Below are 25,201 nucleotides of genomic sequence, written 5' to 3' on the forward strand. Positions count from 1 at the left end.
TGATTTCAAAAGAACCTCATGCGTTGGCATGGAAGTCGCTTAAGTCTGGCCATGAGCACCTGCAGACAGGACTCAGGCAACACTTCCAGACTCACTCAACCACGAGGTGAATACAATGAAACTCTCGAAACTGAAACTGCTTCCGGCCGCGGCCGCACTGGCCATGTTGTGCGCCGCCGGTAGCGCACAGGCGGGCGCCTATGGCTACGCCTACAACAACATCTTCGGCTTGCAGATCGTCGCCGCCACGGGCTCGATCACCGCCCTGAACAGCACCACGATCTCGCGCGCCACGGCCACCCTGAATGGCGTCAGCGTCATCAATGGCGGTCCCGGCCTGCTCGACTCGCCCCGCGCCGCCATCGGCGCCGTGACCAAAGGGGAAAACAATTTCACGCAACAGGGCGCCTCGGGCAACTACTCGCGCGGCGATGCGCAGATCGTCAGCACGCAGTTCCCCTCGTTCCCGCCCGGCTCCACCTCCACGCAGGCGGTAAACGTGGCCGAGGCCCACCTGGCCGGCCCAGCTGGCACGGCCGACGCGTCCGGCCGCAACGGCTCGACCACGGGCTTCTCCGTCAACTTCGTCGTCGGTTCGCCCACGGCAACGCTGAGCTTTGACTTCTTCTCCTCGCCATTCATGCAAGTCTTCCTGCAAAGCACAGTGGGACAACTGTCCACCGCGACGGCCAACCTGGTGATGACTATCACCATCACCAACTCGACCGGCGCGACCGTCTTCAACTGGACGCCCGATGGCGTCGTCGGCTCCGGCATCTTCGGTGGCACGGAGAACGCCGATGCGGCCAACCTGAACACCGGCCTGGCGACCAACTTCCTGACGCGCGGCAACCTGTTTACGTATAACCCCACCGGTTGCGGCACGCCTGGCGGCACCGGCGTGGGCACGACTTGCGGCGGCAACTTCAACGCCGTCAGCAATGCCCTCGCGGCCGGCAACTACACCTTGACCTTGAATGCGGTGGAGAGCGTGGACCTGGTCAAGCAGGCGCCGGAACCAGGCACCCTGGCGCTGCTGGGCCTGGGTCTGGCCGGCCTGGGCTATGCCAGCCGCCGCAAGGTTAGCGCCTGAACCAGGCAACAGGGGGATGCACAGGCGAGGGAGTTTCCTCGCCTTTTTCATGTGGCAAGCCTGTCGGTTTTCCTTACAGCCCAGCCGACCAGGAGATGAGGATTTTCATGACTACATTTTCTTGTACCCGATTGCCCATGCTCCTGCTGAGCTTGCTATTGCTGGCCAGCAGCGGCACTGCCGGCGCCGCCGCCTACGGCTATTCGTACACCAGCGTCTTTGGCCTGGTCATCAGCAATCCCTCCGGCTCCGTCACCCTGCTCAGCAACATCGACCTGTCGCGCACCACCGCCACGCTCAATGGCAGCAGCGTCATCAATGGCGGCAGCAACGAAATCGACGCGCCGCAGGCGAAACGCGGCGCCGTCACCAAGGGAGAAAACGACTTTACCCCGCAAGGCATGGGCAACGCTTCGTATGCACGCGGCGAGGCGCAAATCGTCACCTCGCAAATCCCCCCCTTCCCACCGGGTTCGACCAGCACGCATACCGTGAACGCGGCGGAAACCTTCCTGACGGGCGGCGGCAGCGCGGACGCCTCGGGGCGCAACGGTTCCAGCACCGCGATGACCGTCAATTTCGTCGTCGGCCAGCCGGGCGCGACCCTGGCCTTCGACTTCCAGGCCCTGCCCTTCATGCAGCTGTACCTGGATGCGCTGGCCGGCACGGGCTCGGCGGCCACGACGAATATGGCGATGACGTTCAGCATCATCGATGAACATGGCCAGATCGTCTTCAGCTGGGCACCCGACGGCAAGCTCGGCTCCGGCATCCTGGGCGGCACCGAACTGGCCGATGCGGCCAGCCTCAATACGGGCTACGCGCAAACGCCGCTCACCAGCGGCAGCGTGTTCACCTACGATCCCAGCGGCTGCGGCGCGCCCACGGGCACGGGCGTCGGCACGGCGTGCGGCGGGCAGTACGGCGCCGTCACGGACAGGCTGGCGGCCGGCAGCTACACGCTGGTGTTGAATATGCTGAACAGTTCCGAACTGGCCTATGTGCCAGGCGTCACGCCCATGGCGCTGCCGGGCACCTTGCCGTTACTGGCGGCCGGCTTGCTGGCGCTGGCCGTCCTGGCGCCCCGGCGGCGGCGCTGACGGGGCGCCACGCGCGCTTCACTGCCCCGCCGTTGGCGCCACCAGCAAGTCTTGCAGCGGACGGCGCAGCGAGCGCGCACTGGCCGCCGGGCCGGCGCCTATGCGCCCGAGAAACACGGCCCGATCCAACGCGGCCGGCCCCAGCACGGCCTGGCAGCGCACGGCCAGCTCCTGCGCCAGCTCCTGCAGGCCATCGGTGCGCGAAAAGGCGCGCCGTTCGCGCACATAGCGGGCAAAGATCAGCGGCGTCAGTTCCGGCTGCAATTGCAAGCCCAGTTGCGTGGCCGTCAGCCAGAAGCGTTGCATGGCGCGCCCGGCCGCCACGTAATCGTCGATGTGGCGCGGCGAGGCATCGGCCAGCAGCACGAAATGGGCGGCGCAATACAGGCCCGGCAGCAAGTCCATCTGCAGGCGCGGCGCGACGGTGCCCGCCAGCCAGGTATTGAAGAACTCCACGCGGCGCCAGCTGTGCATGACCCAGCGCATCAAACGCGCCGTCATCGCGTCGACGCCCAGCGCCTGCTCCGGGATGCGGTCGGTGCTGTAGCGCACGCCCCACTCGATCACGTCGCGGTGCACCTTGTGCGCTTCGGGCATGGTCAGGCGCAGCTTCGCATTGTCGAACATCAGACGCGCGCAGGCCAGGCGCGCGCGCCTGCCTTCGAACCACTGCACGCCGTAGCCGGGCGGCAAGCTGGCCGCCAGCGCCGCCTTTTCGCTGGCGCGCAAGCTGCGCGTGCTGAGCCGGCGCCGCTGCACGCTGCGCTGCGGCAAATAGGCCGCCAGCGGATCGGGCGGCATGCCGGGGCTGTCGACCAGGCGCACATCGAAGGTGGGCAGGGTGTCGGGCATGGACAGGCGCCGGCGCGCTTCCATGCGCAAGCCGTGGCTGCTGGCCGCCAGAGCCATGCTTTCGAGCAAGGCGCCCAGCGACAGCTGACTGGGATGGCCGTCGAGGTCGTACACGCAGTGGCTGCGCGTATCGAAACCGTGCACGACGACATGGCGCGGCGCCACGACTTCAAAGCGCCACGGCTGCGTATTGTCGCCGCTGGGCGCCCAGCGCGCCTGCTCGAGGATGTTTTCCAGCACGGGATCGATTTGCGGTGCTTGCGCCATTTATGCCCCCTGCGCGGAGCGGCGCCGCTGGATGATGGCCATCGTCAGGCGCTGCAGCGGATGACGGTGGCCGCCGGGACGCCAGGTATGCACGAGCTTGTTGCGGTAGGCGTCGAAATGCATGCCGTGCGGCGCCGCCATCACCTTGCCCCGCTTTAACAGGATCTTCAAGGCTTCCGTGGCGGCCGCGCCCGCGCACAGCTGGCAACCCATGATGGTCGACGGCCCGCGCCGCTCCTTCAGGTTGATGGCCGACGGGTCGACCAGGTAGCGAGCATGCAAGCCGGCCGGCGCCAGCCCGACGAGAAAGCGCAGGGCTTTTTCTTCCTCGGGCAAGTCGCCCCAGCCAAAATACTCTTCGAACGTCATGCCGCCCGGCAGGAAGCTGAGCACGGCCGTGCCCATGCCCAGCGGCGCGGCCGTGATGGCGGGGATGCCCAGGCGGGCGCAAGTGGCAAAGGTGGCCTGGCGCGCGGGGAAGGCGAAGAAATCCAGGCCGTCCACATACAGCTCGACACCGGCGAAGAACTCGGCCAGGTTGCTGTCGTGTATGCCGTCTGGAAATTGTTTAATATCAAGTTCGGGATTGATATCGCGCGCCATCTGCGCCAAGACCGCCACCTTGGGCTGGCCCAGGGTGGACACCATGGCGCCGGCCTGGCGGTTGAAATTGGCGATATCGAAGGTGTCGAAATCGGCGATGTGAAAGGCGCCGATGCCCAGCCGGGCCAGGGTCAGCAAGTGCACGCCGCCCACGCCGCCCATGCCGGCGATGGCCACGCGCTTGCCGCGCAAGCTGTCCTGCTCCGCTTGCGTGACCCAGCCCAGGTTGCGGGCGAACGCCGCGTGATACGAAAAACCGTCTGTCATGCTCACCTCTTCTGTGCATCCCTTGCGGACGAAGAAAGTTGGACAGGTGAGCCGGGGTTAAGTTCCCCAATGACAGAAAAAAGCGCTTAGCGCGTCAGGCGCCGCGCCGCAGGCACGCTGCGCTGTAGTGCTGCCGCCGCCGGCGCCGCTGCGCCCACCTTGAACACGCTGACGATCTGCGCCAGCCCCGCCGCCTGCTCGTTCATCGCTTGCGCCGCCGCCGACGCCTGCTCGACGAGGGCCGAGTTTTGCTGCGTCATGTTGTCCATCTCGACGATGGCCTGGTTGATCTGTTCGATGCCGGCGCTTTGCTCGGCGCTGGCCGAGGAAATCTCGGCCACGATATCGGTCACATGCTGCACGCTGGAAACGACTTTTTCCATCGTCTCGCCCGCCAGCGCCACCAGTTTTTCACCGGCGCCCACTTGCTCGGCGGAACTGTCGATCAATTGCTTGATTTCCTTGGCGGCGGCGGCCGAGCGCTGCGCCAGGTTGCGCACCTCGCTGGCGACGACGGCGAAGCCACGGCCCTGCTCGCCCGCGCGCGCCGCTTCCACGGCCGCATTCAGGGCCAGGATATTCGTCTGGAAAGCGATGCCGTCGATGACGGCGATGATGTCGCCGATCTTCTTCGACGAGGCATTGATGGCGCCCATGGTGTCGACCACCTGGCTCACCACGCCGCCCGCCTGGCTCGCCACTTGCGAGGCAGAAATGGCCAGCTGGTTGGCCTGGCGCGCATTGTCCGCATTCTGGCGCACGGTCGAGGTCATTTCTTCCATGGTCGACGCCGTTTCTTCCAGCGAGCCCGCCTGCTGCTCCGTGCGCGCCGACAGGTCGTGGTTGCCGGAAGCGATCTCGCCCGATGCCGTGGAAATGGATTCCGCATCGTTGCGCACCTGGCTCACCAGGTGCGCCAGGTTATCGCGCATGGCCTTGATCGCCATCAACAGACTGGATGTATCGCCGGGACGCGTATCGATCTGCGTCGTCAAGTCGCCCTGGGCGATTTGCGCCACGATGGCCGCTGCATAGTCGGGTTCGCCACCGAGCTGGCCCAGGATGCGGCGCAGCATCAGGGCCGCCAGGGCGCCCACCACCAGCATCAGCGCGCCGCCGATGGCCAGCAGCACGCCCGCCTGGGCCCAGAACTTGTGGTTGATGTCATCGATATACGTGCCCGTGCCGATCAGCCAATCCCATGGCGCAAATTTCACCACGGCATACATTTTTGCCACCGGATCCTTCACGCCGGGACGCGTACCATCCGCCTGCACCAGGCCGATGCGGCTGGTGGCCAGGGCCACGCGGTAGCGGTCGCCCGACTGTTTCATGTTCTTTTGCGGCGTGCCGATGCGCGCAGGATTGGGGTGGACGTACAGCAAGTCCGTGCTGAAATCGCGCACGAAATAATACATTTCGTCCTTGACGAAGCTGCCGATGGCCAGCTTGGCCTGCTGCTGGGCCTGCTCACGCGTGAGCTTGCCCGACTGTTCCAGCGCATACGCTTTTTCCACCGAGGCATTGGCCAATTCCACCAGCACCGTCAATTGCTCGACCCTTTCCGCCATCATGGTCTGGCGCAGCGAATACAGGGAGAAGGAAGCGATGAGGACGATGCCCAGCAAGGTACTGAAACACAGGAGGAGAATGCGCGAACGGAGAGTCATGGGAGCCTGGGTAAAGAATAAAATGTGGAATTATAAACAATTTCCATGTGGAAATCTTTTCAGAAAAGCAAAGCGGGCGGCGCTACCAGGCTGATGCCCGGCAGGCACCGCCCGCATATGTCTTGCTGAAGTCTGACTGACAGGTCAGGCCAAGGCTTCCTTGGCCGCCTCTTCCGGCGTCAAGCCGTCGTAGAACTGGTCGGTGAACCACTCGACCTGCTCTTCGATATGGTCTTGCGCCTGCGCCACGGTGGCGCCGCCGGCCACGAGGAAGCCTTCGACCTCGATACACCAGTTGATCAATTCCAGGGTTTCCGGATCGAGTTCTTCTTTCTTAGCCATCGTACAGTCCTTGCTTGTTAAATTGCGATCACATCCATCAGCGGCAGTTTAACAGCTTCGCCACCTTGCCGCTCCCGCAGTTCAACAATGAAGCTTACTTGGCTGCAACGTTCTTGCGTTCCGGATACAGGACTACCTGTACATAATTGTGCATGTCCAGGTAGCGCTGCGCCGCCAGTTTGACGGCTTGCGGCGTGAGAGCCCGCACGCGCTGCTCGTAGCGCAGCAGGTACGCGGGATCGCGGCCCTGCGTTACCGAACCCATCAGTTGGTTCATCCAGTAATTATTTTCCCGCAAGGATTTCTGCTGGCGCGTGATCCAGTTCAGCTTGACCTTTTCCAGGTCCGCCGCGGATGGCCCGTCCGTCTTCATCTTGTTGATTTCGGCAAACGCGGCGGCGATCACCTTGTCCACGTTTTCCGGTCCCGTCGGCAAGTTCAGGGCCACGGAATAATGGCCATACGGATGCTGGCCCATGGACGTCTCGAAGCCGCCGCCATAGATCATGCTCATCTTTTCGCGCAGCACTTCGATGACTTTCAGGTTCAGCACCTCGCCCAGCGCCTGCAGGGTCAGCTTTTGCTCGTCCGAATACGCCACGTCGCCATTGAAGGTGATGGAAATCGTGCTCTTCGGCTCGCTGCCCATGTAGATATCCTTCTTGACCACGCCCGTCACCGGACGCATGCCCACGTCGCGGTAGGCGTGCGGCACCTCGGCCACGGGCAAGGTGCCCAGGTAGCTGGCGATCAGCGGCTTGATCTTGTCGAGCTCGAAGCTGCCCGCGAAGATGAAGGTCATGTCGCGCGCGCTGGAAAAGCGCTGGCGGAAGATGTCCAGCGAGCGGTCCAGGCCCACCTTGTCGAAATCGGCCACGCGCGGCACGCCATCGACGCGCGGGTTGTCGCCAAACATGGCGTGCTGGATGGCGTCGTAAAACACGGCTTCCGGCTGCGCCATGCTGTTTTTCGCCAGGTCCTGCTGCTTGCCGATGAAGGATTGGTACAGGCCCGCATCCTTGCGCACGTCGTGGAAATACAAATACACCAGTTGCAGCATGGCTTCCACGTCGGCGCTGCTGGCCGAGCCGCCGAAGCCTTCGCTCAGCTCGCCCAGCGAAGCGCCCACGTTGACCGTCTTGCCGGCCAGCACTTTTTGCAAGTCCAGCGGCGCCAGGTCTTTCAAACCCATGCTGCCGACCACGGCGCTGGCGTAGCGGGCGTTGTAGATGTCGGCGTCGCCGAACAGCGACTGGCCGCCGAAGCGGGTCGAGCCCATCAGCACCTGGTCATTCTTGAAGTCCGTCGGTTTGAGCAGCACGCGCACGCCATTGCCCAGGGTCAGCTCCGTCACGCCGATGGCGCTGTTCAACTTTTCCGCGACGATGCTGCCGCCGGCCGGCGGGCCATCCATCAGCTTGCTGGCGAGCACTTTTTCCGTGCGCGGCTCGATGGTTTGCTGCTCGGCTTTCGCCACGGCGTCGAGCAATTGCTGCTGCGTCGGCACCACCGAGGCCGCATCGCCCGCTTTCGGCTCGGCGCCCATGAAGACCACCAGTTTCTTTTGCTGGTCGGGAATCACCCTGGCCACCGTCTCGTTGATTTCCTGCAAAGTTACCTGCGGCAAGAGTTCCTGCGCGTACAGCAATTCATTGGCGATGCCGGGGATGGCTTCCTGCTCCAGGAAGTTGCGCGAATACTCGGCCACGAAACCGCTCGAATCGGACTTGTCGCGTTCGCTGTACGCGCGCTCGTAATTGCGCAGCATGTTCTTGCGCGCGCGGTCCAGCTCATCCTGGCTGAAACCGAAGCGGCGCGCCCGCTCATCTTCTTGCACCAGCGCATCGACGGCCGGCTGCACGCCGCCCTTGCCCAGCAAGGCATACGCGCTGAACGATTCATAGCCGCGCACCAGCTTGCCCATGCTGCTGCCGCCCTGGATGAACGGCGGGTTCGCCTGCTGCGTCAATTCCTGCATGCGCGCGCTGAGCATCTGCCCATACAGGTTTTCGATCATCTGGCGGCGGTAGTCGGTAATCGTGACGGGCTCCTGCGCGGCGCGGATCGGGTAGCGGATGAAGACCGCGTCGTCCGGCGCTTCCTTGTCAGTGATCACCAGCGCTTCCGTTTGCGCCCGCTGCGGCACTTCCGCATACAGGCGCGGACGCGGTTTCGCCGGATTTTTCAGCTTGCCGAAATGCTGCTGGATCAGTTTTTCAGCCTGTTTCGGCTCCACGTCGCCGACCACCACGACGGCCATCAGGTCGGGACGGTACCAATCCTTGTAGAAACGCTTGATGGCTTCCGGCTTGAACGTTTTCAGCACGGATTCCTTGCCGATCGGCATGCGTTCCGCATAGCGCGAACCATTCAGCAGTTTCGGATACAGCACCTTGTTCATGCGGTCGCTGGCGCCCTTGCCCAGGCGCGCCTCTTCCAGCACGATGCCGCGCTCGCTGTTGATGTCGGCCGGATTGAATTTCAAGCCATGCGCCCAGTCTTCCAGCACGAGAAAACCCTTTTCCAGGTTTTCCTTCTTGTTCGTTGGAATCGGCAGCACGTACACGGTTTCATCGAAACTCGTGTAGGCGTTCAAGTCGGCGCCGAACTTCACGCCGATCGATTGCAAATAGGAAATCAGTTCATTGCGCTTGAAATGCGTGGAGCCATTGAAGGCCATGTGTTCCGTGAAGTGGGCCAGGCCTTGCTGGTCGTCATCTTCCAGGATGGAACCGGCTTTCACCACTAGGCGCAATTCCACTTTTTGCGCGGGACGGGCATTTTTCTTGATGTAATAGGTCAAGCCGTTCGGCAATTTTCCGACGGTAACTTCTGGTGCCAGCGGCAAGGGATCGCTCAAACGGATTTCTGCCTGGGCCATGCAGGCGCACGCCAGCAAGACGGCGCCCGAGATCAGGCGTAATTTACTCAGCTTCATGTATTCTCAACGGTAAGATTCAGTAGGCATACCTTACACTGAAATCCTGTTTCCGCCATTAAAAACAGCTTAGGAAAAACTGCTTTCCCCGGGCAACTTTGTCGAATGACAAACTCAACAGTGCCCTGCCATATTTTTTCAATTGTGCTAAAGTATTGCCGCCGGTCATGTGGACCGGCACAACGACGTCTTCGGGGCGGGGTGCGATTCCCCACCGGCGGTAAGACCGGCAACGGTCAAGCCCGCGAGCGCTTTCCAGGCACCGCTTGGCGAGGTCAGCAGATCTGGTGTGACTCCAGAGCCGACGGTATAGTCCGGATGAAAGAAGATGTGCAGTAGTGTGATGTCCCATCGCCACGGCGATGCGGCCAGTTGCGTCTATTCGCTTGCCCTGCAGCGTTTTTCGCCTATGCGAGGAGCGTTTCACCATGTTAGTCAACAGCTATACCCTGCTTTCCAACGACCTGGAAGGTCGCATCCAATCCGCCCTGGCCGCCATGCGCGCCGGCATTCCCGTCATCCTGCTCGACGATTTCGACCGTGAAAACGAAGCCGATTTGATCCTGTCGGCCGAAAAATTGACGAACGAAACCATGGCCCTGCTGATCCGCGAATGCAGCGGCATCGTCTGCCTGTGCCTGCCGACGGACGTCGTCAGCGCGCTGGAATTGCCGCCCATGTCGTCCGACAACGGCAGCCGCTACGGCACGCCGTTCACGGTCTCCATCGAGGCGCGCGACGGCGTCACGACGGGCGTGTCGGCCGCCGACCGCGTGACCACCATCCGCGCCGCCATCGCGCCGAACGCCAAGCCCGCCGACTTGGTGCGTCCTGGCCACGTCTTCCCCCTGCGCGCCGCGCCCGGTGGCGTGCTCGAGCGCCGTGGCCACACGGAAGGCTCCGTCGACCTGTCGCGCATGGCAGGCCTGAACCCGGCCGCCGTGCTGTGCGAACTGATGAACCCGGACGGCACCATGATGCGCGGCGACGATATCGAGCGCTTCGCCGAACTGCACGGCATGCCGATCCTGACCATCGAAGAACTGGTGGAGTGGCGCAGCACGCGCGAGCAATAATCCGTCAAGCCAGCCTTCAGGCGGCCACGGCCTTCGGCAGATGCACGTGGCGGTAGACGAGGCCCGCCGCCAGGCCATACGCGACGGCGATCGTCGCGTAGGCCAGCGGCAGGCGCAGCGACCAGTCCGGCACCATATGCAGGATACTGCCGATCAGGGCCACGCCCACCAGCGCGCCGATTTGCCGGTTCGCATTCAAGGCCGCCGCCGCGCTGTTCGCATGCTGCTTGCCGGCCACCCGCATCACGGTGGCCGTCATGGCGGGAATGGCGATGCCGATGGCCACATTCATCACGGCCGTGCCCAGCGCCAGCAGGAAATATGGCGTGCCGGGACGCAAGGCCATCAGCAGCAAGGCCATGCCAGCGCCTACCAGCAAGCCTAGCAGCATGGGCAAGCGCGTGCCATGACGCGCCGCAATACTTCCCGCCATAAAGTTTCCCACCGTATAGGCCGCCATCATGGGCAGCAGGCGCAAGCCCGACTGCAAGGCATCGGCGCCGCCCGACTGCTGCAAGAACAGGCTCAATAAAAACAGCTGGCCGAACACGCAGAAGTTGATCAAAAAACCCACGCCATTGGCCGCGCCAAAGCTGCTGCTGTGAAACAGTGCACGCGGCAACAGCGGGTGGCTGCCGCTGCGCTCGCGCCGCAGCAATTGCCCGGAGGACAGCACCGTCAAGGCCCCCGCCGCCAGCACGCCCGGCGACAGCCAGCCCAGCACGGGACCTTCGATCAGCACGAAACTCAGGCCCGCCAGCGCCGCCACGCCCAGCGCATGGCTGAACAGCGATAGATCGCGCGGCTGGCGCGCCGGCGCGACCAGCAACAGCTGCGCCATGACGATGGCCAGCACGCCCAGCGGCACATTCACCCAGAACACGCTGCGCCAGCCGAACTGGTGCACGAGGATGCCGCCGATCAGGGGGCCGGACGCGCCGGCCACGCCCACCAGCGCCGACCAGGCGCCCAGCATGCGCGTGCGTTCGCGCTCGTCTTCAAAGCTGTGCGTCAGCAGGCTGAGCGAACTGGGCATGAACAGGGCCGCGCCCGCGCCCTGCAGCAGGCGCGCGGCCGTCAAAAAATGCCCGTCGGGCGCGGCGCCGCACAGCACCGAACCGAGAATGAAGACGCCCAGGCCGCCCTGGTACACGGCTTTCGGCCCGTAGCGGTCGGCCAGCGCGCCGCCGGCCAGCAGCAGCGCGGCAAACGTCAGGGTGTAGCCGTCGACCACCCACACCAGGCCCGTCAGCGGTATGGCCAGGTCCAGCGCGATATCGGACAGCGCCACGTTGACGGCCGTGACGTCGAGCATGGCCATGACGAAGCCGAACGCCAGGGTCAGCAGGATCAAGCCGCTGGCGCGGCGCGGTGTGGGGGCAGGCATGGTATTTCCTTGCAGGGACGGGGGGCAGTCATTATGCGAGTGTTGAAGAATGCAGTAAACAGGCATAAAATCGGCACTATGATGCAAAAATGCATCACGATAACGACAGGAAAACAAGCTATGGATTGGGCTTATGGACTGGGATAACGCGCGCATCTTTCTGGCCATCGGCCGGGCCGGCACCTTGCGCGGCGCGGCCGCCCTGCTGCGCATCGACCAGGCCACGTGCGGGCGCCGCCTGGCCGCGCTGGAAAGCTCGCTGGGCGCCACCCTGTTCCTGCGCACGCCGTCCGGCTACGTGCCCACGCCGGCCGGCGAGCTGGCCTTGAACGCGGCCGAAGCGATGGAACGGGCGGCCGACAAGCTGCAACGCGAGATGCAGGGCGTCGACAACCGCCTGTCCGGCCTGGTGCGCGTGGCCACCACGGACACCATGGCCAGCCATTTCGTCATCCGCGCCATGCAGCGGCTGCACGCGGCGCACCCGGACATCCGCATCGTGCTGCACGTGGCGCCGCAGCTGGCCAGCCTGACGCGGCGCGAAGCGGACCTGGCCGTGCGCGCCGTGCGTCCCACCGACCCGGACCTGATCTCGCGCCATCTGGTCAAGCGCAGCCTGGGCCTGTACGCGTCAACAAGCTACCTGGCGCAGCGGGGCGAACCCGTGCGCGGCACGGCGCTGGCCGGACACGACATCGTCATCTACCACCATTCCGTGGCGCCCCGTCACGCGGAAAAACTGGCCGGCGAATCCGTCGCCAACGCCCGGGTGGCCATGGAAGTGAACTCGGCGGCCATGCTGCAGGAAGCCACGCGCGCGGGCCTGGGCGTGGCCGAGCTGGCCACCCACCTGGGTGATATCGACCCGCTGCTCGTGCGCATCTGGCCCGAGCGGGCGGAAAGCTACGACGTGTGGCTCGTCATGCATGCCGACCTGAACCGCTCTGCCCGCGTGCGCGCGGCGGCCGATGCCATCATCGCCAGCGTGGCCACCGCCAGCGCCGCATGACAGCCGCGCACAATAGTGCCGAAAAGAAACTTTCTTTTTGATAAGTCTGATAGAATCCGCAACCCCGCCGGGCACAGCCACCGCCACGCCGCCGCGGGTTCCCTTAATCCACTGGAGAATTTTTATGCTTATCTGGCAAGGCTTCGGCATACTCGCCCCCCTGATCTGTTTTATCGTCGTACTGGCCGCGCAAGCGCTGTTTGGCGCCACCCTGGGCGAGGAATACACGAAGAGCCACACGTGGACCCTGGCCCTGGCCTTCCTGCTGGCAGCCGCCGCCAGCTGGTATGCGGGCGTGCGCCTGAACAACGCGCCAGGACGCGAACTGATCGACCCGGCCACGCAGGAAAGAGTCATCTTGCGCAAGCGCCACACCCTGTTCTGGATTCCGATGCAATACATCGCCGTGCTGATGGTCGTGATGGCCGGCTTCGCCCTGTTCGGATAGCCGCGCACGCTAGCCGTGCTTGCCGGGGCGGGCTGATGTTAAGATGCCATGATGACCCTATCCGTCTCCCTCATCATCAGCCTGCGCCGTTTGCACCGGGCCACCATGGCCTGGCTGGTCAGCTGGTGGCGCATGCTGCATTTCGCCATCCTCGTGTTTTCGCTGGCCCTGTCGCCGTCGAGCTATAACCGCGACAACCGCCCCATCCTCGCGCACCGCCTCGTGACGAACACGGCGCCGAACCTCGTGTGGTTCAGCGTTGCCTGCGCGCTCGTCAGCCTGGTGCTCATCCGCATCGTCGTCGTCAGCGCGCAAAGCTACGGCCTGTCGCACTATGCGCTGGAAATGGTGGTGCGCGTGCTGGTGCTGGAACTGATCCCGCTGACGGCCGCCCTGTTCGTCGCGCTGCGCCTGACCTTGCCCGACGGCATTGCGTTTGCGCAAATGCGCTCTTCCGGCATGCTCGATACCATGCAGCGCCAGGGCGTCGACCTGCTGCGCCGCGAATACTTTCCACGCGTCATGTCCGGCATCTTTGCCGTGTGGATGCTGGCCATCGTCAGCTGCGTCACCTCGCTGATCCTCGCCTACATCACCATCTACGGTTTTACGCCGTGGGCGCTGCAGGGTTACACGCGCGTCGTGGGACAGATCTTCAATCCCGCCGTGGCCCTGATCCTGATGCTCAAGGTCATCTTCTTCAGCTTTGCCGTGGCCCTGATCCCGCTGGCCTCTTCCTACTATCCGGACGAGCCGCACGGCCGGCGCAACCGCATGTGGGCCGCGCATGGCCTGTCTGAAATGCTGCGCCTGTTTTCCGTCATCCTGCTGGTCGAAGTGGCTTCGCTGATGGGCAATTACTACTGATGCCCCGCCCGCCGCCGCCAGCCATCCCCGAACCACCCAAACGAGAGCCAGAAGCCATGAGCCACCCCCAAAATCCCGACCAGGTCGACGTGACGGCGCCCGCCGGTGTCGCGCAAGATGCCGTCCTGCCCGCCCCGCCGCCCGTGCGCCACGCGGAACTGAAGGCGGCCATTTTGCTCGTCTTCATGTTCGTGCTGGTGGTCGGCTCCGTCGTCTACCTGATGTATGCACGCGGCGCCTTCGAAGCGACGCAGACGCTGGTGCTGACGGCCGACGATTCGGACGGCGTCGGCGTGGGCGCCGACCTGACCTTTTCCGGCTTTCCCATCGGCCGCGTGCAGCGCATCGAGCTGGCGCCGGACGGGCGCGCGCGCGTCATCATCGACGTGCCGCGCAAGGACGCGCACTGGCTGCGCACCAGCTCCATCTTCACCCTGGAACGGGGCATCGTGGGCGGCGCCAAGTTGCGCGCCTACAGCGGCATCCTGACGGACCCTCCCCTGCCTGACGACGCCACGCGCGACTTGCTGGTGGGCGACATGGCGGCGGAAATTCCCCGCCTGCTGGCCGCCGCCAAGGACTTGCTGAACAACCTGGGCAACCTGACGGGCAGCGATTCCGCGCTCGACGGCACCATGCGCAACGTGCAGGCCGTGACGGGCAAGCTGAGCGGTCCGGGCGGGGCCATGGGCTTGCTGACGGGCGACGACAAGCAGTCGCGCCTGCTGATCGAGCGGGCCAACGCCCTGCTGGTCACGGCCGACCAACTGGCGCGCCGCACGGATGGCCTGGTGGCCAATGCCGATACGCGCGTCTTCGGCGACAAGGGCGTGATGACGGATGCGCAGGCAACCATCGTGCAGCTGAACGCCCTGCTGGCCGACACGCGCAACAGCCTGAAAAAAGTCGACGCCGTGCTGGTCGAGGCGCAAGCCGTGGGCGCCAACGCCAAGGCGGCCACGGCCGATCTGGGTCCGCTGCGCGCGGACGTGGAAAGCAATCTGCGCAAGGTCGAGCAGCTGGTCAATGAAATCAACCGCAAGTGGCCATTCAAGCGCAATCCGGAGATCAAACTGCCATGATAAATATCAATCCGCTCCGGCCTGCCCTGGCCGCGCTGTTGTCCGCCGCGCTGGCCGCCTGCTCCAGCGGCCCGCCCGTGCCGGACTGGAAAATGAATGCGCAAAGTTCCGTCGAACGGTTTCAAGCGGCTTACCTGACTGGCAACGCCCTCGTCGAACAGACGGAATTCCGGCGCGCCCGCAGCCAGGTGGCCGGCACGGGCAAGCTCGAACTCGTGGCGCGCATCGAACTGCTGCGCTGCGCCACGCGCGTGGCCAGCCTGGCCTTCGAGGACTGCGCCGGCTTTGACGCCCTGCAAGCCGACGCGACAGCCGCCGACCGCGCGTATGCGGCCTGGCTGGCCGGCAAGGCGCAAACGGCCGACATCGCCCTGCTGCCGGAAGCGCAGCGGGCGGCCGCCGGCGCCGGCTCGGACACGGCCGCCGCCAGCGCCGTGGCCGCCATCAAGGACCCGCTGTCGCAGCTGGTGGCGGCCGGCGTACTGCTGCGCGCCAGCCGCGCCACGCCGGAGCTGCTCGATACGGCCGTCGCCACGGCCTCGGACCAGGGCTGGCGGCGTCCGCTGCTGGCGTGGCTGGGCGTGCAGCGCCTGCGCGCCGAACAGGCGGGCGATACGCAGGCGGCGCAGCGCATCGCGCGGCGCATGGCGATCGTCGAACAGCCGCTGGCCCCCTGAGCGCGCCGCTGGCGGCCCAGGGCAGGCAGAATCAGGCATAATCGAGCGGGGATGACATCAAGGCCGTGCAGGCAGCGAGGTGTGACGATGCAGTTCGAGGATTTCGACCTTTCCACTCCCGATACCGGCCGGCATGCCGGGTCGGCGCCTGGCGATGACGCCTCGGCCGCCACGGCCGTGCGCCTGCAATACCTGCTCGACAATACACCCTCCATCATCTATTGCACCGTGCCCAGCGGCGACTTCAAGATGACCTTTGTCAGCAACAATGCCTTGAACGTGCTGGGCTACCAGCCCGAGGAAATGGTGGCCGACCCCAATTTCTGGTTCGACCACATCCACCCCGACGACGCCCCCGGCATCTTTTCCAGCCTGGCGCAGATCTTCGTCGAAGGCGCGCGCGCCTATGAATACCGTTTTCGCGTGCGCGACGGCAGCTATCTGTGGATGCACGACAGCCTGCGCCTCGTGCGCGACGAGCACGGCGTGCCGTTCGAAGTGATCGGCTCGCTGACGGACATCACGGAACGCAAGCGCATGGAAGCGATGCTGCAGGCGCGCGGCGAAGAGCAGCAACTACTGATCAGCAAGTTGCAGGAAGCGCACGACCAGCTGCTGCAGTCGGAAAAGATGGCGTCCATCGGCCAGCTGGCGGCCGGCATCGCGCATGAAATCAATAACCCGATCGGCTTCGTCAATTCGAACATGAGTTCGCTGCAAGGCTACGTCGGCACCCTGTTCGACGTCATCGCCCGGTATGAAGCGGCAATGGGCGAGCCGCTCGACGGCCCGACCCTGGTCGCGCGCGTGGCCCAGGTGCGCGCGCAGGCCGACCTGGCCTTCCTGCAGGACGACATCGGCGACCTGGTGCGCGAATCGATGGATGGCCTCAAACGCGTGCGCGACATCGTGCAGGCGCTGAAGGATTTTTCCCACGTGGGCGAGACGGATTGGCAAGTGGCCAGCCTGCATGCGGGCCTGGACAGCACCCTGAACATCGTCGCCAACGAATTGAAATACAAGGCGCGCATCGAGAAACACTACGGCGAGCTGCCGCCGATACTGTGCCTGGCCTCGCAGCTGAACCAGGTCTTCATGAACCTGCTCGTCAACGCGGGCCAGGCCATCGGCAGCGACGGCGTGATCAGCATCCGCACCGGCCACGCGGACGACTGGGTATGGGTGGAGATCGGCGACACGGGCGCCGGCATCGCACCCGAGCACCTGAACCGCATCTTCGAGCCGTTCTTCACCACCAAGGCCGTGGGCAGCGGCACGGGCCTGGGCCTGTCGCTGTCGTACGGCATCGTCAACAAGCACGGCGGACGCATCGACGTGGCCTCGGAAGTGGGCCGCGGCACGCGCTTTACCGTGCACCTGCCGCTGCAGCCGCCGGGCGCCGCGAACGCCTAGGCGTCTTTCGGCGGCGCGTACACGCGGATGCTCAGGCGCCCGCCATTCTTGCTTTCGAAGTCGAGCAGCTGGCTGATCACGCGGGCCGTCAGCACGTGTTCTGCCGCCAGCAGCATCAGGCCGTCGCGGCTGATCAGGTCGCGCGACAGCACCATGCCCGGCTCCAGCTGGCCCGACAGCACCGTCAGGTCGCGCGCCGGCGGTTCCGTCTCTTCCATGATGCCGCGGAAAGCGGCTACCACGGCCGGGTCGTAGCGCTTGCCGACGCTGTCGTAGATCAGGCTGCGGGCCTCGTCGGCGCGCAGGCTGCGCTGCACCATGGCGCCGATCTGCAAGCCGTCGTAATCGGACGCCAGCGCCAGGATGCGCGCGCCCAGCGGAATGGCCAGGCCCACCAGGCCATCGGGAAAGCCGCCGCCGTCGAAGCGCTCGAGCTGCGAGCGCAGGATCACGGAAACGGCGCGCAATTCCTCCAGCGCCATCAGCAGCTGTTCGGCGCGCAGCGGATGCTTGCGGAACGCGGCCAGCTGATCGCCCGTCCAGGCGCTGGCCGGCAATTCCAGCACATCGTCGCTCAAGCTGAGCTTGCCGATATCCTTGAGCAGTGCCGCGATGAACACGTCGCGCGCCTCCTGCCCTTCCAGGCCCAGCGCCTGCGCCAGCTTGCGCGACAGCTCCGCCACCCGCCGCGCATGGCCGGCCAGCTTGCCGCCGCGCATCTCGATCAGGTTGGAAAACACCTTGATGGTCGTCACGAACGTGGCCTTCAGGCGCTCGTTGGCCGCCTGCACCTCGTCGTGCGACAGTTTCAGCTGCTGCGTGCGCGTGGCCACCTTCGCTTCCAGGCTGGCGTTGAGCGCCTGCAATTCCACGTTCTGGCTGGCCGTCAACGCTTCCAGGCGCCGTTTTTCCTCTTCCAGCGCGCGCCGTTCCAGCGCGTGGCGCACCACCAGCACGATATCGTTCTCGTCCCACGGCTTGGTCACGTAGCGGTATATCTCGCCCTGGTTGATGGCGTCGAGGATGGACTGGATGTCGGCATAGCCGGTCAGCAGCAAGCGCATGGTGCCGGGCCAGCGCCGGCGCACCTGGGCCAGGAATTGCGCGCCATCCATGTGCGGCATGCGCATGTCGGAGATGACCAGGTCCACCGTCTCGCTCTCGAGCAGGGCCAGGCCGGCCGCGCCGCTCTCGGCCGTCAGCACGCGGTAGCCGTGCGGACGGAACAGACGGCGCAGCGACGACAGGATATTCGGTTCGTCGTCGACGCACAGGATGGTGGGCGGCGCGGTGCTGGTACTGGTGCTCATGCTGTCCTGTTCGGTCATGGTGCGACGGCCTGCGCCTGGCGCACGGGCAAGGTGATGCGGAAGGTGGTGCCGCGGCCGATGACGCTGCGCACGTCGATGCGGCCGTGGTGTTTCTGCACCGTCGTGTAGGCCAGCGACAGGCCCAGCCCCGTGCCCTTGCCGACGGCCTTGGTGGTGAAGAAGGGGTCGAAGATGCGCGACAGGTGTTCGGGCGCGATGCCGCCGCCCGTGTCCTCGACCTCGATCCACACTTCCGTGGCGTTGTCGCTGCCCGTGCGCAGGGTGATGCGTCCGCGCGCCTCGCCCATGGCGTGGGCCCCGTTGACGACCAGGTTCATGATCACCTGGTTCAGTTCGGAAGGCTGGCATTCGATATCGGGAATGTCGGCATATTCGCGCACCACGTCGGCCTTGTACTTAACTTCGTTGTTCACGATATTGAGCGTGGTATCGATGCCCTGGCGCAAGTCGGCCCAGACCCACTCCTGGTGCGCGTCCGTGCGCGAAAAATCCTTCAAGTCCTGCACGATGCGGCGCACGCGCGCAATGCCTTCCTTCGACTCGCCCATCAGCAGCGGTATGTCGGTGCGCAGGAAGTCCAGGTCGATCTGTTCGCGCAGCGCCCGCAGGCGCGCCGCCACCACGGGGTCGGCGACGGCCGGCTCGGCTTCCTCATAGGCGTCCAGCATGGCAAACAGGTCGTCCAGGTAGCCTTCCAGGGTGCCGACGTTGGAAAACACATAGCCGATGGGATTGTTGATCTCGTGCGCCACGCCGGCGGCCAGCTGGCCGATCGACGCCAGCTTTTCCGACTGAAGCAACTTTTGCTGGGCCAGCGACAGCTTGCTGTTCAATTCCGTCAGAGCCAGGTTGCGCTCGCGCAACTCCAGATCGGCGATCTGGCGCTGGCGGATATCGTCGGCCAGGCGCTCGTTCATTGCAGCCAGCTGGGCCGTGCGCTTGGCCACCAGGTGTTCCAGGTTGTCGTGCGCCTTGCGCAGCGCCAGTTCCGCCAGGCGCCGCTCGCTGACGTCGCGCAGGGTTTCGATGGCGCCCACCAGGCAGCCCTGGCGGTCGCGCAGGGGCGCCGCCGTGAAATGCAGCCAATGGCCGTCGGGGCCGATATCGGCAAAGAAATCCTCGGCCTCAAAGGCGCCGGGGATCACGGAAGAGCGCTTCAGCTTGCCAAGATAGAGTTCATTTTCGCCGAATGCGATATCGTCGGCCACCAGCAAATCGGCCAGGCAGGCGCGCGGCTGCGGATAAAACGCCTTCCAGTGGTCGCGCGTGCCGACCATCTCGGCGGCCGTGAAGCCCGTCAACTGTTCGCAGGCGCTGTTCCAGTGCGTGATCACGTGGTCCGTGTCGATGGCGAACGTGGCCACGGGATGGCCGTCGAAAAACGCCGACAGTGCGATGGAATCGGTCTTGCGGCGTTCCGGCTTGGCCGGCAGTGCCTGCCCTGCTTCTGTGTCCATGGCCTCTGTCCTGTTCATGCCAGCATGATCCGCGACATTTCATCGAAGGTGTGTTCCGTTTGCCGCAGCAGCGCCAGCCAGGACGGCTCGTCCAGGGCGACGCTGCGCCAGCCCGTGGGCGACAGGGGCGGCACGAGCGCATCGTCGACGCCGGCCAGGTCGAGCGCCAGGGCGACGGCATTGGCCAGGTGCACGGCCAGCGGCAAGCCGCCCGCGTCCAGGCGGTCGATGGCGTGATGGTCGGCCACCGCCTGTTGTATCGCGGCGGGAAACTTCCAGTAAGCAGCCAGGGCGCTGCCCACCTGCGCGTGATCGATGCCGATGACGGCCAGTTCCGCCTCGGCCATCTGGCAATCCTGCGCCTGGCGGTGGCTGCGCACGAGCGCGTGCTCGGCCGGGAAGCGCGTCACCAGCACCAGGGTACCCAGGTCGTGCAGCAGTCCCGCCGTGAACGCCGTTTCGGGATTGACGCGCAAGTGCGGCGCCAGCAGGCGCGCGGCGATGGCCGTGGCCAGCGAGTGGCGCCAGAACGCCTGGAAATCGAAGCCGCCGCTGACTGGCGCGAAGCTGCCCGTCAGGGCGCAGGCCGTGACGACGGTGCGGATGCTGTGAAAGCCCAGCACGGAAACGGCTTGCGGAATGCTGGTGACCTTCGATTGCATGCCGTAGAACGAGGAGTTGGCAATGCGCAAGGTCTTTGCCGCCAGGGCCTGGTCCAGTTCGATCTTTTGCGCCAGCACATGCACGTCCGTGTCGTCCTGGTCCATACTCGACAGCAGTTCCAGCACCACCACCGGCAGCGAGGGCAGTTCCTGGATCTGGCGGATGATGTGTTCAAAACTGAGGCGTGTCATGCCGCGCCCCCTTGCCGGTAGCGCTGCAGCAGCGCCAGCAGTTCCGCCCCCGCGGAGTCGGGCGGCGTGGCGCGGAACAGCACGGCCAGCCGTTCCAGGCGGCGCGCCCGTTCCTGCTCGGCATGCGCCTGCGCGGCGGGGTCCGGCTCCTCGTCCATGACGACGTGGCAGCGCTCCACATTGCGCCTGCGCAAGGCCGTCAGGTTCGCCGCCGTCAGGGTGGCGCCCTGGGCCAGCAACACGGCGCCGCTGGCGTCGTTCAAGGCTTGCGCCAGCACCATGCCTTCCTGCGCCTGCTCCATGGAAATCTCGCGGCCGCTTGCACTCACGCTTGTACTCACGCTTATACTCATGTATCCGCTCCATGACGACTCAGGGTGACCAGGCTGCCGCGCGAGCGCGAATGCAAGCCCATCGGATGGACGGCCACGACATACGGCTGGCCATCGATGGCGGCCAGGCGGGGCGTGCCCTGCCCGTCGAACAGCTGCGGCAGGACGATCGCCGCCTCGTTGCCCAGCAAGGCCGCGCCCCGTTCGAACAGGCTGGCGGCCGCCCCGTTGATGAAGGCGATCATGCCGTCCTCGTCGAGCCCGATCACGGGCAGCGGCAGGAATTGCAGCACTTCGCGCGCGATGCCCAGGCTGACTTCATCGCGGCTGATCTGGTGCTGCTGCTGGCACACCAGCGCCTGCATGGCGGCATTGGCCGCGGCCAGCGCCTGGTTGACGTCGCGCAACTGCGCATTCAGGCGCACATTGTCGTCGTCGATGCCCTTCAGGCGAAACGCTTCGGCGATATGCTCGCGCAGCTGATGGTCTTCCCAGGGCTTGGTAAGAAACTTGAAGATGGCGCCTTCGTTGACGGCGTCCGTGACGGCCTGCAATTCGGTATAGCCCGACAGCATGATGCGGATGGTCTGTGGGCACAGCAGCTTGGCCTTGCGCAGGAAGTCGGCCCCCAGCATGCCGGGCATGCGCTGGTCCGACACGATGACGTCGACGGCATGGCTGGCCAGCACTTCCAGCCCTTCCTGGCCGCTGGCGGCCGTCAAAATATGGTAACCGTCGCGCCGCAGCAGGCGCTTCAGGGAAGCGAGGATATTCGGCTCGTCATCGACCAGCAGCAAGGTGCGCGGTGGCGCCACGGCGTCCGCCGCCACAGTCCCTGGCATACCATGCTCATCGTGCACATCCATCGGACCATCCTCTCATCGCCGCGGCGATATCGGAGCTTGCCTGGAGGGGGAAATCTGCCGCGCGGGAGAGTCTTGCGCGGCAGCCAGCCTGCCTTGAAATTATACGACTAAATATTCCTCTATGGCACTTATCCGGCATTTATCCGGCACTTATCCACGCCGTGCCGGACACGGCGTGTCGCGGTAAAACACAAAGCCGCCCAGGCCGATGGCTTGCGTATCGGCTTTCACGGCGTACACCAGCGTGTTCCTGGCCGCCTCGACCCTCAGCAGGTTCTGGTGCAGCACCGTTTGCGCGTGCGCCAGTTCCAGCGATGGGGTCGGCGCCAGCTGCAAACGCAGTTCGGACGTGGCCCCATCATAGGCCCAGCGGCCCGGATTGAAGAAGGCGAAACCGCCGTCGAAACGCAGGCTGCCATCCTTGAACTGGGTCAGGCAAATACCGGGAAATTCGCTGGGCGGGTTGTACCAGGTGGCGGCCACGGCGGCATCGGCCGGCGTCTTGCCCGGCATCTGCATGCCGGACGTGCCATGGTTGCCGCCCATGCCGGCGCAAGCGGCCAGCGCCGCGAGGCAGGCGGCAGCGGCCGCCCGTTTGATCATGATCCTGTGCATGCACGTCCCCTTGCTTTATAGAAACACAATCTTAGTCCGGGAAACGTGGCCGTTCAAGCGGCTAGCGCACATAAGGTGGATTTAATTGCCCTCGGCCGCCTTCGCCGCCAGGGCCGCAGCTTCGCGCAATTTGTCCTTCTTGCTCTTGCGCGCACCCTTTACGCCGCCGTTGACCGTATCGGTGACGGAATTGACCAGAGTCGGTAGTTCCGTCGGCTCGAAACCGGCCACCACTTCGCGCACGATGCGCAAGTCGTTGCGGTTTTCGATCAAACGGAAATGCGCTTCCGTATCGGCCGTCACGAAACTGATGGCCGTGCCGCTTTCGCCGGCGCGGCCCGTGCGGCCGATGCGGTGCGTGTAGTCGACGGCCGAACGGGGCAAGTCATAGTTGACGACGGCCGGCAAGCCGGCGATGTCGATGCCGCGCGCGGCCACGTCGGTGGCGACCAGCACCTGCAAGCGGCACGCCTTGAAGTCGGCCAGCAGCTGGCTGCGCGTGCCCTGGCTGAATTCGCCGTGGAAGGCACCCACGTGCAGGCCCGCGCGCTGCAGCTTGTCGGCCACGTGTTCGGCCGCGTACTTGGTGGCAACGAACACCAGCACGCGCTCCCACTGCTGCTGCAGGATCAGGTAGCGCAGCAGCTGCGTGCGGCGCGGCACGTCCACCGTGATGGCGCGCTGCACGATGTCCGGCTTGTCCTGCGGTTCGGACGCCACTTCGATGCGCACGGGTTCGCTGAGCAGGCCGTCGGCCAGCGCCTGCACGTTGTCGGGGAAGGTGGCGGAGAAGAACAGGTTTTGCCGCTGCTTGGGCAGCAGCGCCAGGATGGCGTTGATTTCCTCGCTGAAACCCATGTCCAGCAAACGGTCGGCTTCATCCAGGACGAACAGCGACACGCCGCCCAATTTGACGGCATTCTGGCGCACCAGGTCCAGCAGGCGGCCCGGCGTGGCGACGACGATATCGGCGCCGCCGCGCAAGTCCATCATCTGCGGATTGATCGACACGCCGCCGAACAGCACGGAAATCTTCAGTTTGATCGGCAGCGGCTTGGCCAGCGCGTGCACCGTCTGCCCCACCTGCGCCGCCAGCTCGCGCGTGGGCACGAGGATCAGCGCGCGCACCTGGCGCGGGCCGGAAACGGGCGCCATCAGCGCCTGCAGCAGCGGCAGCGCGTAGGCGGCCGTCTTGCCGGAACCTGTCTGCGCCGCGCCCAGCACGTCGCTGCCGCGCAGGATGGCGGGAATGGCGGCCGCCTGGATGGCCGTCGGCGCGGCATAGCCGGCCTTGTCGACGGCGCGGACCAGGGCGGGAATCAGACCCAGTGAGGAAAATGGCATAGCGGGCCTTCTTATTATTTAGTCATGAAGTGAGACCGGCCGCAATGTGCGGCCGGTCGGAATAGCGACAGTATAAAGCAGGCGCTTACTGCCTGGGCATTTGCAGCTTCGGGTGGCCCGTTTCATCGTAGCCCGGAATGCCGCGGCGGATCGCATGCGAAAAGTCCGCGTCGTCGTTGGCCGCCCGCGCGCGCGCCGTGACGTGGCCGCCATCGCGCAGCTGCTGGAAGGTCTGGCCGGGCACCAGGCCCTTGACGTCGAACAGGTAGCGGTCCAGGTAGCCCGAAGCCATCAGCCGGTAGTCGAGCGGCAGGCCCGGCACGATGCGGCGCACCATCTCGAAGACGATGGTGGTGCAGTTGGCCGTCAGGGTGTTGTAGAACTGCGGCTGGTTCTTCAGCGATTGCGCTTCGTCCAGGTAGGCGAGGAACAGCGAGCGCATGGCCGCCTTGGGCATCATCACGCGGTACAGATGCATGTCTTCGCCGCGCGCATTCGTGCGCACGCGCAGGATGTCGCGCTCGTCGGCGGCGATCAGGCTCATCTCGAAGTGCTTGAAAAAGCCGCCGATGGCGGAAAAGCTCTCGCCCTTTTCCTTGCGGATTTCGATGGAAAACGTCAAAAAGCGCCCGTCGGCAAAGCCGAACGAGATCAGGGTGTGCGCGATGTACGGCCCCGTCCAGTACGACAGCGCCGTGTCCACCGTGCGCAGCTCGTCGAGGTCGTAGCTGCGCTGTTCCCACTTGACCGTGTAATCGTCGTCGCTGCGCCAGTCGAAATTGCGCACATTGTCCAGCGTGACGGTGCTGCCCTTCACCGTGCCCGTGACGTTGCGCGCCACGTCGTCGGCCCACACGCGCTGCTGTTTCGGCGTGATCAGGCTCCACCACAGGAGCAGCAGGAGAAAACCAGCCGTATACGGCAGCAGCACGCGCGCATCGCCGCGCGTCCACCACAGCGCGATGCTGGCCACGCCCAGCGCGCCCCACAGCAGCGCGCCGATGGCTTGCGCGGCCGTGCCGCCGGACAACTGGTACCACAGCGCCAGCGCGCCCCACAGTGCGGTCAACAGGAGAATCAGGGAAACGGCCATTTTGCCGATACTGCCCAGCACGGAGCGGGCACGATGTGATAAGAAAGTCATGCCGCAATTATAGGGCCAAGCGCAGGAACAGGTACGTTCAGGCAAGTACCGCGGCAACAGGCCCCGACAGCGCAATCATTGCTTGCCTGCTAATTTATTTCATGAGAGCATATTGCCAAAATGAAATGTATAGACAAGGCGGCCTGTCATGGCGGCGCCTTGGCTTT

General features: G+C 65.0%; 23 protein-coding genes and 1 riboswitch. Of the genes, 9 read left to right on the top strand and 14 right to left on the bottom strand.

From position 1 onward, the window contains the following. Window positions 1–115 precede the first annotated feature (115 nt). Together O0881_RS07265 and O0881_RS07270 are read left to right on the top strand one after the other, a co-directional pair. Window positions 116–1,093: an EDSAP-1 family PEP-CTERM protein gene (locus tag O0881_RS07265; RefSeq protein ID WP_099667249.1), complete on the top strand. Its 978-nt coding sequence runs from the start codon at window positions 116–118 to the stop codon at window positions 1,091–1,093. Window positions 1,094–1,200: 107 nt separating this feature from the next. Beyond that, window positions 1,201–2,193, top strand: coding sequence for an EDSAP-1 family PEP-CTERM protein (locus tag O0881_RS07270; RefSeq protein WP_289910735.1), 993 nt, complete (start codon window positions 1,201–1,203; stop codon window positions 2,191–2,193). An 18-nt stretch (window positions 2,194–2,211) separates the two neighbouring features. Here the strand turns inward: O0881_RS07270 and O0881_RS07275 are convergent, their stop codons facing one another. From O0881_RS07275 to O0881_RS07295, 5 genes are all read right to left on the bottom strand, one after another. Then, window positions 2,212–3,312 (bottom strand): nitroreductase family protein, encoded by a 1,101-nt coding sequence (locus O0881_RS07275; RefSeq protein ID WP_289910736.1) that lies wholly within the window; start codon window positions 3,310–3,312, stop codon window positions 2,212–2,214. Next, window positions 3,313–4,182: a ThiF family adenylyltransferase gene (locus O0881_RS07280; protein WP_289910738.1), complete on the bottom strand. Its 870-nt coding sequence runs from the start codon at window positions 4,180–4,182 to the stop codon at window positions 3,313–3,315. It lies immediately after the preceding gene. Between the two features lie 86 nt (window positions 4,183–4,268). Then, the gene (locus tag O0881_RS07285; protein WP_099667245.1) at window positions 4,269–5,852 is read right to left on the bottom strand and encodes a methyl-accepting chemotaxis protein; all 1,584 of its coding nucleotides are present in this window, start codon (window positions 5,850–5,852) and stop codon (window positions 4,269–4,271) included. Between the two features lie 144 nt (window positions 5,853–5,996). Further along, window positions 5,997–6,194 (bottom strand): hypothetical protein, encoded by a 198-nt coding sequence (locus tag O0881_RS07290; RefSeq protein WP_010399555.1) that lies wholly within the window; start codon window positions 6,192–6,194, stop codon window positions 5,997–5,999. A gap of 94 nt (window positions 6,195–6,288) precedes the next feature. After that, complete coding sequence (locus O0881_RS07295; protein WP_289910739.1) at window positions 6,289–9,132, bottom strand: insulinase family protein; 2,844 nt, start codon at window positions 9,130–9,132, stop codon at window positions 6,289–6,291. A gap of 183 nt (window positions 9,133–9,315) precedes the next feature. Continuing rightward, a riboswitch (FMN riboswitch) is annotated at window positions 9,316–9,466 on the top strand. A gap of 94 nt (window positions 9,467–9,560) precedes the next feature. Here O0881_RS07295 and ribB point away from each other — a divergent pair. Further along, window positions 9,561–10,208, top strand: a complete 648-nt coding sequence (ribB, locus tag O0881_RS07300) for a 3,4-dihydroxy-2-butanone-4-phosphate synthase (RefSeq protein WP_035820303.1) — start codon at window positions 9,561–9,563, stop codon at window positions 10,206–10,208. A gap of 16 nt (window positions 10,209–10,224) precedes the next feature. On the opposite strand, the gene O0881_RS07305 is transcribed toward ribB, so the two are convergent. Next, entirely contained in the window at window positions 10,225–11,595 is a 1,371-nt protein-coding gene (locus tag O0881_RS07305; RefSeq protein ID WP_289910740.1) for an MFS transporter, read from the bottom strand. Window positions 11,596–11,728: 133 nt separating this feature from the next. On the opposite strand from O0881_RS07305, the gene O0881_RS07310 reads away from it, so the two are divergent. From O0881_RS07310 to O0881_RS07335, 6 genes are all read left to right on the top strand, one after another. Further along, window positions 11,729–12,604: a LysR family transcriptional regulator gene (locus O0881_RS07310; protein ID WP_289910741.1), complete on the top strand. Its 876-nt coding sequence runs from the start codon at window positions 11,729–11,731 to the stop codon at window positions 12,602–12,604. A 124-nt stretch (window positions 12,605–12,728) separates the two neighbouring features. Continuing rightward, window positions 12,729–13,052 (top strand): hypothetical protein, encoded by a 324-nt coding sequence (locus tag O0881_RS07315; protein ID WP_289904313.1) that lies wholly within the window; start codon window positions 12,729–12,731, stop codon window positions 13,050–13,052. Between the two features lie 48 nt (window positions 13,053–13,100). Further along, complete coding sequence (locus tag O0881_RS07320) at window positions 13,101–13,919, top strand: ABC transporter permease (RefSeq protein ID WP_289910742.1); 819 nt, start codon at window positions 13,101–13,103, stop codon at window positions 13,917–13,919. A gap of 56 nt (window positions 13,920–13,975) precedes the next feature. Beyond that, window positions 13,976–15,001 carry an MlaD family protein gene (locus tag O0881_RS07325; RefSeq protein ID WP_289910743.1) on the top strand — a complete coding sequence of 342 codons (1,026 nt, stop codon included), beginning with the start codon at window positions 13,976–13,978 and terminating at the stop codon, window positions 14,999–15,001. Further along, on the top strand, window positions 14,998–15,678 hold the full coding sequence (locus tag O0881_RS07330) for a hypothetical protein (RefSeq protein WP_289910744.1): 681 nt from the start codon (window positions 14,998–15,000) through the stop codon (window positions 15,676–15,678). The genes O0881_RS07325 and O0881_RS07330 overlap by 4 nt, the downstream gene beginning before the upstream one ends. Window positions 15,679–15,765: 87 nt before the next feature. Continuing rightward, window positions 15,766–17,091, top strand: a complete 1,326-nt coding sequence (locus O0881_RS07335) for an ATP-binding protein (protein ID WP_289911469.1) — start codon at window positions 15,766–15,768, stop codon at window positions 17,089–17,091. Here O0881_RS07335 and O0881_RS07340 read toward each other — a convergent pair. The 8 genes from O0881_RS07340 to O0881_RS07375 form a co-directional block, all read right to left on the bottom strand. Further along, the gene (locus tag O0881_RS07340) at window positions 17,088–18,401 is read right to left on the bottom strand and encodes an HD domain-containing phosphohydrolase (RefSeq protein ID WP_289904308.1); all 1,314 of its coding nucleotides are present in this window, start codon (window positions 18,399–18,401) and stop codon (window positions 17,088–17,090) included. The two genes, O0881_RS07335 and O0881_RS07340, sit on opposite strands and share 4 nt — an antisense overlap. A gap of 14 nt (window positions 18,402–18,415) precedes the next feature. Next, complete coding sequence (locus tag O0881_RS07345) at window positions 18,416–19,879, bottom strand: ATP-binding protein (protein ID WP_289910745.1); 1,464 nt, start codon at window positions 19,877–19,879, stop codon at window positions 18,416–18,418. A 14-nt stretch (window positions 19,880–19,893) separates the two neighbouring features. Continuing rightward, window positions 19,894–20,733, bottom strand: a complete 840-nt coding sequence (locus O0881_RS07350) for an HDOD domain-containing protein (RefSeq protein ID WP_289910746.1) — start codon at window positions 20,731–20,733, stop codon at window positions 19,894–19,896. Further along, entirely contained in the window at window positions 20,730–21,086 is a 357-nt protein-coding gene (locus O0881_RS07355; RefSeq protein WP_289910747.1) for a hypothetical protein, read from the bottom strand. Before O0881_RS07355 ends, O0881_RS07350 begins: the two co-directional genes overlap by 4 nt. Then, the gene (locus O0881_RS07360) at window positions 21,083–21,907 is read right to left on the bottom strand and encodes a response regulator (protein ID WP_289910748.1); all 825 of its coding nucleotides are present in this window, start codon (window positions 21,905–21,907) and stop codon (window positions 21,083–21,085) included. Before O0881_RS07360 ends, O0881_RS07355 begins: the two co-directional genes overlap by 4 nt. A 174-nt stretch (window positions 21,908–22,081) precedes the next feature. Then, window positions 22,082–22,546, bottom strand: a complete 465-nt coding sequence (locus O0881_RS07365) for a hypothetical protein (protein ID WP_289910749.1) — start codon at window positions 22,544–22,546, stop codon at window positions 22,082–22,084. Window positions 22,547–22,627: 81 nt separating this feature from the next. Continuing rightward, entirely contained in the window at window positions 22,628–23,890 is a 1,263-nt protein-coding gene (locus tag O0881_RS07370; protein ID WP_289910750.1) for a DEAD/DEAH box helicase, read from the bottom strand. 85 nt (window positions 23,891–23,975) lie between these two features. Further along, on the bottom strand, window positions 23,976–25,034 hold the full coding sequence (locus tag O0881_RS07375) for a DUF4105 domain-containing protein (protein WP_289910751.1): 1,059 nt from the start codon (window positions 25,032–25,034) through the stop codon (window positions 23,976–23,978). Between the last annotated feature and the right edge of the window lie 167 nt (window positions 25,035–25,201).

Source organism: Janthinobacterium sp. SUN100 (assembly GCF_030397705.1).
GTDB lineage: Bacteria > Pseudomonadota > Gammaproteobacteria > Burkholderiales > Burkholderiaceae_D > Janthinobacterium > Janthinobacterium kumbetense.

Coding starts and splice junctions, on each gene's coding strand:
- O0881_RS07265 (WP_099667249.1), top strand. CDS start 116: ATGAAACTCTCGAAACTGAAACTGCTTCCGGCCGCGGCCGCACTGGCC.
- O0881_RS07270 (WP_289910735.1), top strand. CDS start 1,201: ATGACTACATTTTCTTGTACCCGATTGCCCATGCTCCTGCTGAGCTTG.
- O0881_RS07275 (WP_289910736.1), bottom strand. CDS start 3,312: ATGGCGCAAGCACCGCAAATCGATCCCGTGCTGGAAAACATCCTCGAG.
- O0881_RS07280 (WP_289910738.1), bottom strand. CDS start 4,182: ATGACAGACGGTTTTTCGTATCACGCGGCGTTCGCCCGCAACCTGGGC.
- O0881_RS07285 (WP_099667245.1), bottom strand. CDS start 5,852: ATGACTCTCCGTTCGCGCATTCTCCTCCTGTGTTTCAGTACCTTGCTG.
- O0881_RS07290 (WP_010399555.1), bottom strand. CDS start 6,194: ATGGCTAAGAAAGAAGAACTCGATCCGGAAACCCTGGAATTGATCAAC.
- O0881_RS07295 (WP_289910739.1), bottom strand. CDS start 9,132: ATGAAGCTGAGTAAATTACGCCTGATCTCGGGCGCCGTCTTGCTGGCG.
- ribB (WP_035820303.1), top strand. CDS start 9,561: ATGTTAGTCAACAGCTATACCCTGCTTTCCAACGACCTGGAAGGTCGC.
- O0881_RS07305 (WP_289910740.1), bottom strand. CDS start 11,595: ATGCCTGCCCCCACACCGCGCCGCGCCAGCGGCTTGATCCTGCTGACC.
- O0881_RS07310 (WP_289910741.1), top strand. CDS start 11,729: ATGGACTGGGATAACGCGCGCATCTTTCTGGCCATCGGCCGGGCCGGC.
- O0881_RS07315 (WP_289904313.1), top strand. CDS start 12,729: ATGCTTATCTGGCAAGGCTTCGGCATACTCGCCCCCCTGATCTGTTTT.
- O0881_RS07320 (WP_289910742.1), top strand. CDS start 13,101: ATGATGACCCTATCCGTCTCCCTCATCATCAGCCTGCGCCGTTTGCAC.
- O0881_RS07325 (WP_289910743.1), top strand. CDS start 13,976: ATGAGCCACCCCCAAAATCCCGACCAGGTCGACGTGACGGCGCCCGCC.
- O0881_RS07330 (WP_289910744.1), top strand. CDS start 14,998: ATGATAAATATCAATCCGCTCCGGCCTGCCCTGGCCGCGCTGTTGTCC.
- O0881_RS07335 (WP_289911469.1), top strand. CDS start 15,766: ATGCAGTTCGAGGATTTCGACCTTTCCACTCCCGATACCGGCCGGCAT.
- O0881_RS07340 (WP_289904308.1), bottom strand. CDS start 18,401: ATGAGCACCAGTACCAGCACCGCGCCGCCCACCATCCTGTGCGTCGAC.
- O0881_RS07345 (WP_289910745.1), bottom strand. CDS start 19,879: ATGGACACAGAAGCAGGGCAGGCACTGCCGGCCAAGCCGGAACGCCGC.
- O0881_RS07350 (WP_289910746.1), bottom strand. CDS start 20,733: ATGACACGCCTCAGTTTTGAACACATCATCCGCCAGATCCAGGAACTG.
- O0881_RS07355 (WP_289910747.1), bottom strand. CDS start 21,086: ATGAGTATAAGCGTGAGTACAAGCGTGAGTGCAAGCGGCCGCGAGATT.
- O0881_RS07360 (WP_289910748.1), bottom strand. CDS start 21,907: ATGCCAGGGACTGTGGCGGCGGACGCCGTGGCGCCACCGCGCACCTTG.
- O0881_RS07365 (WP_289910749.1), bottom strand. CDS start 22,546: ATGCACAGGATCATGATCAAACGGGCGGCCGCTGCCGCCTGCCTCGCG.
- O0881_RS07370 (WP_289910750.1), bottom strand. CDS start 23,890: ATGCCATTTTCCTCACTGGGTCTGATTCCCGCCCTGGTCCGCGCCGTC.
- O0881_RS07375 (WP_289910751.1), bottom strand. CDS start 25,034: ATGACTTTCTTATCACATCGTGCCCGCTCCGTGCTGGGCAGTATCGGC.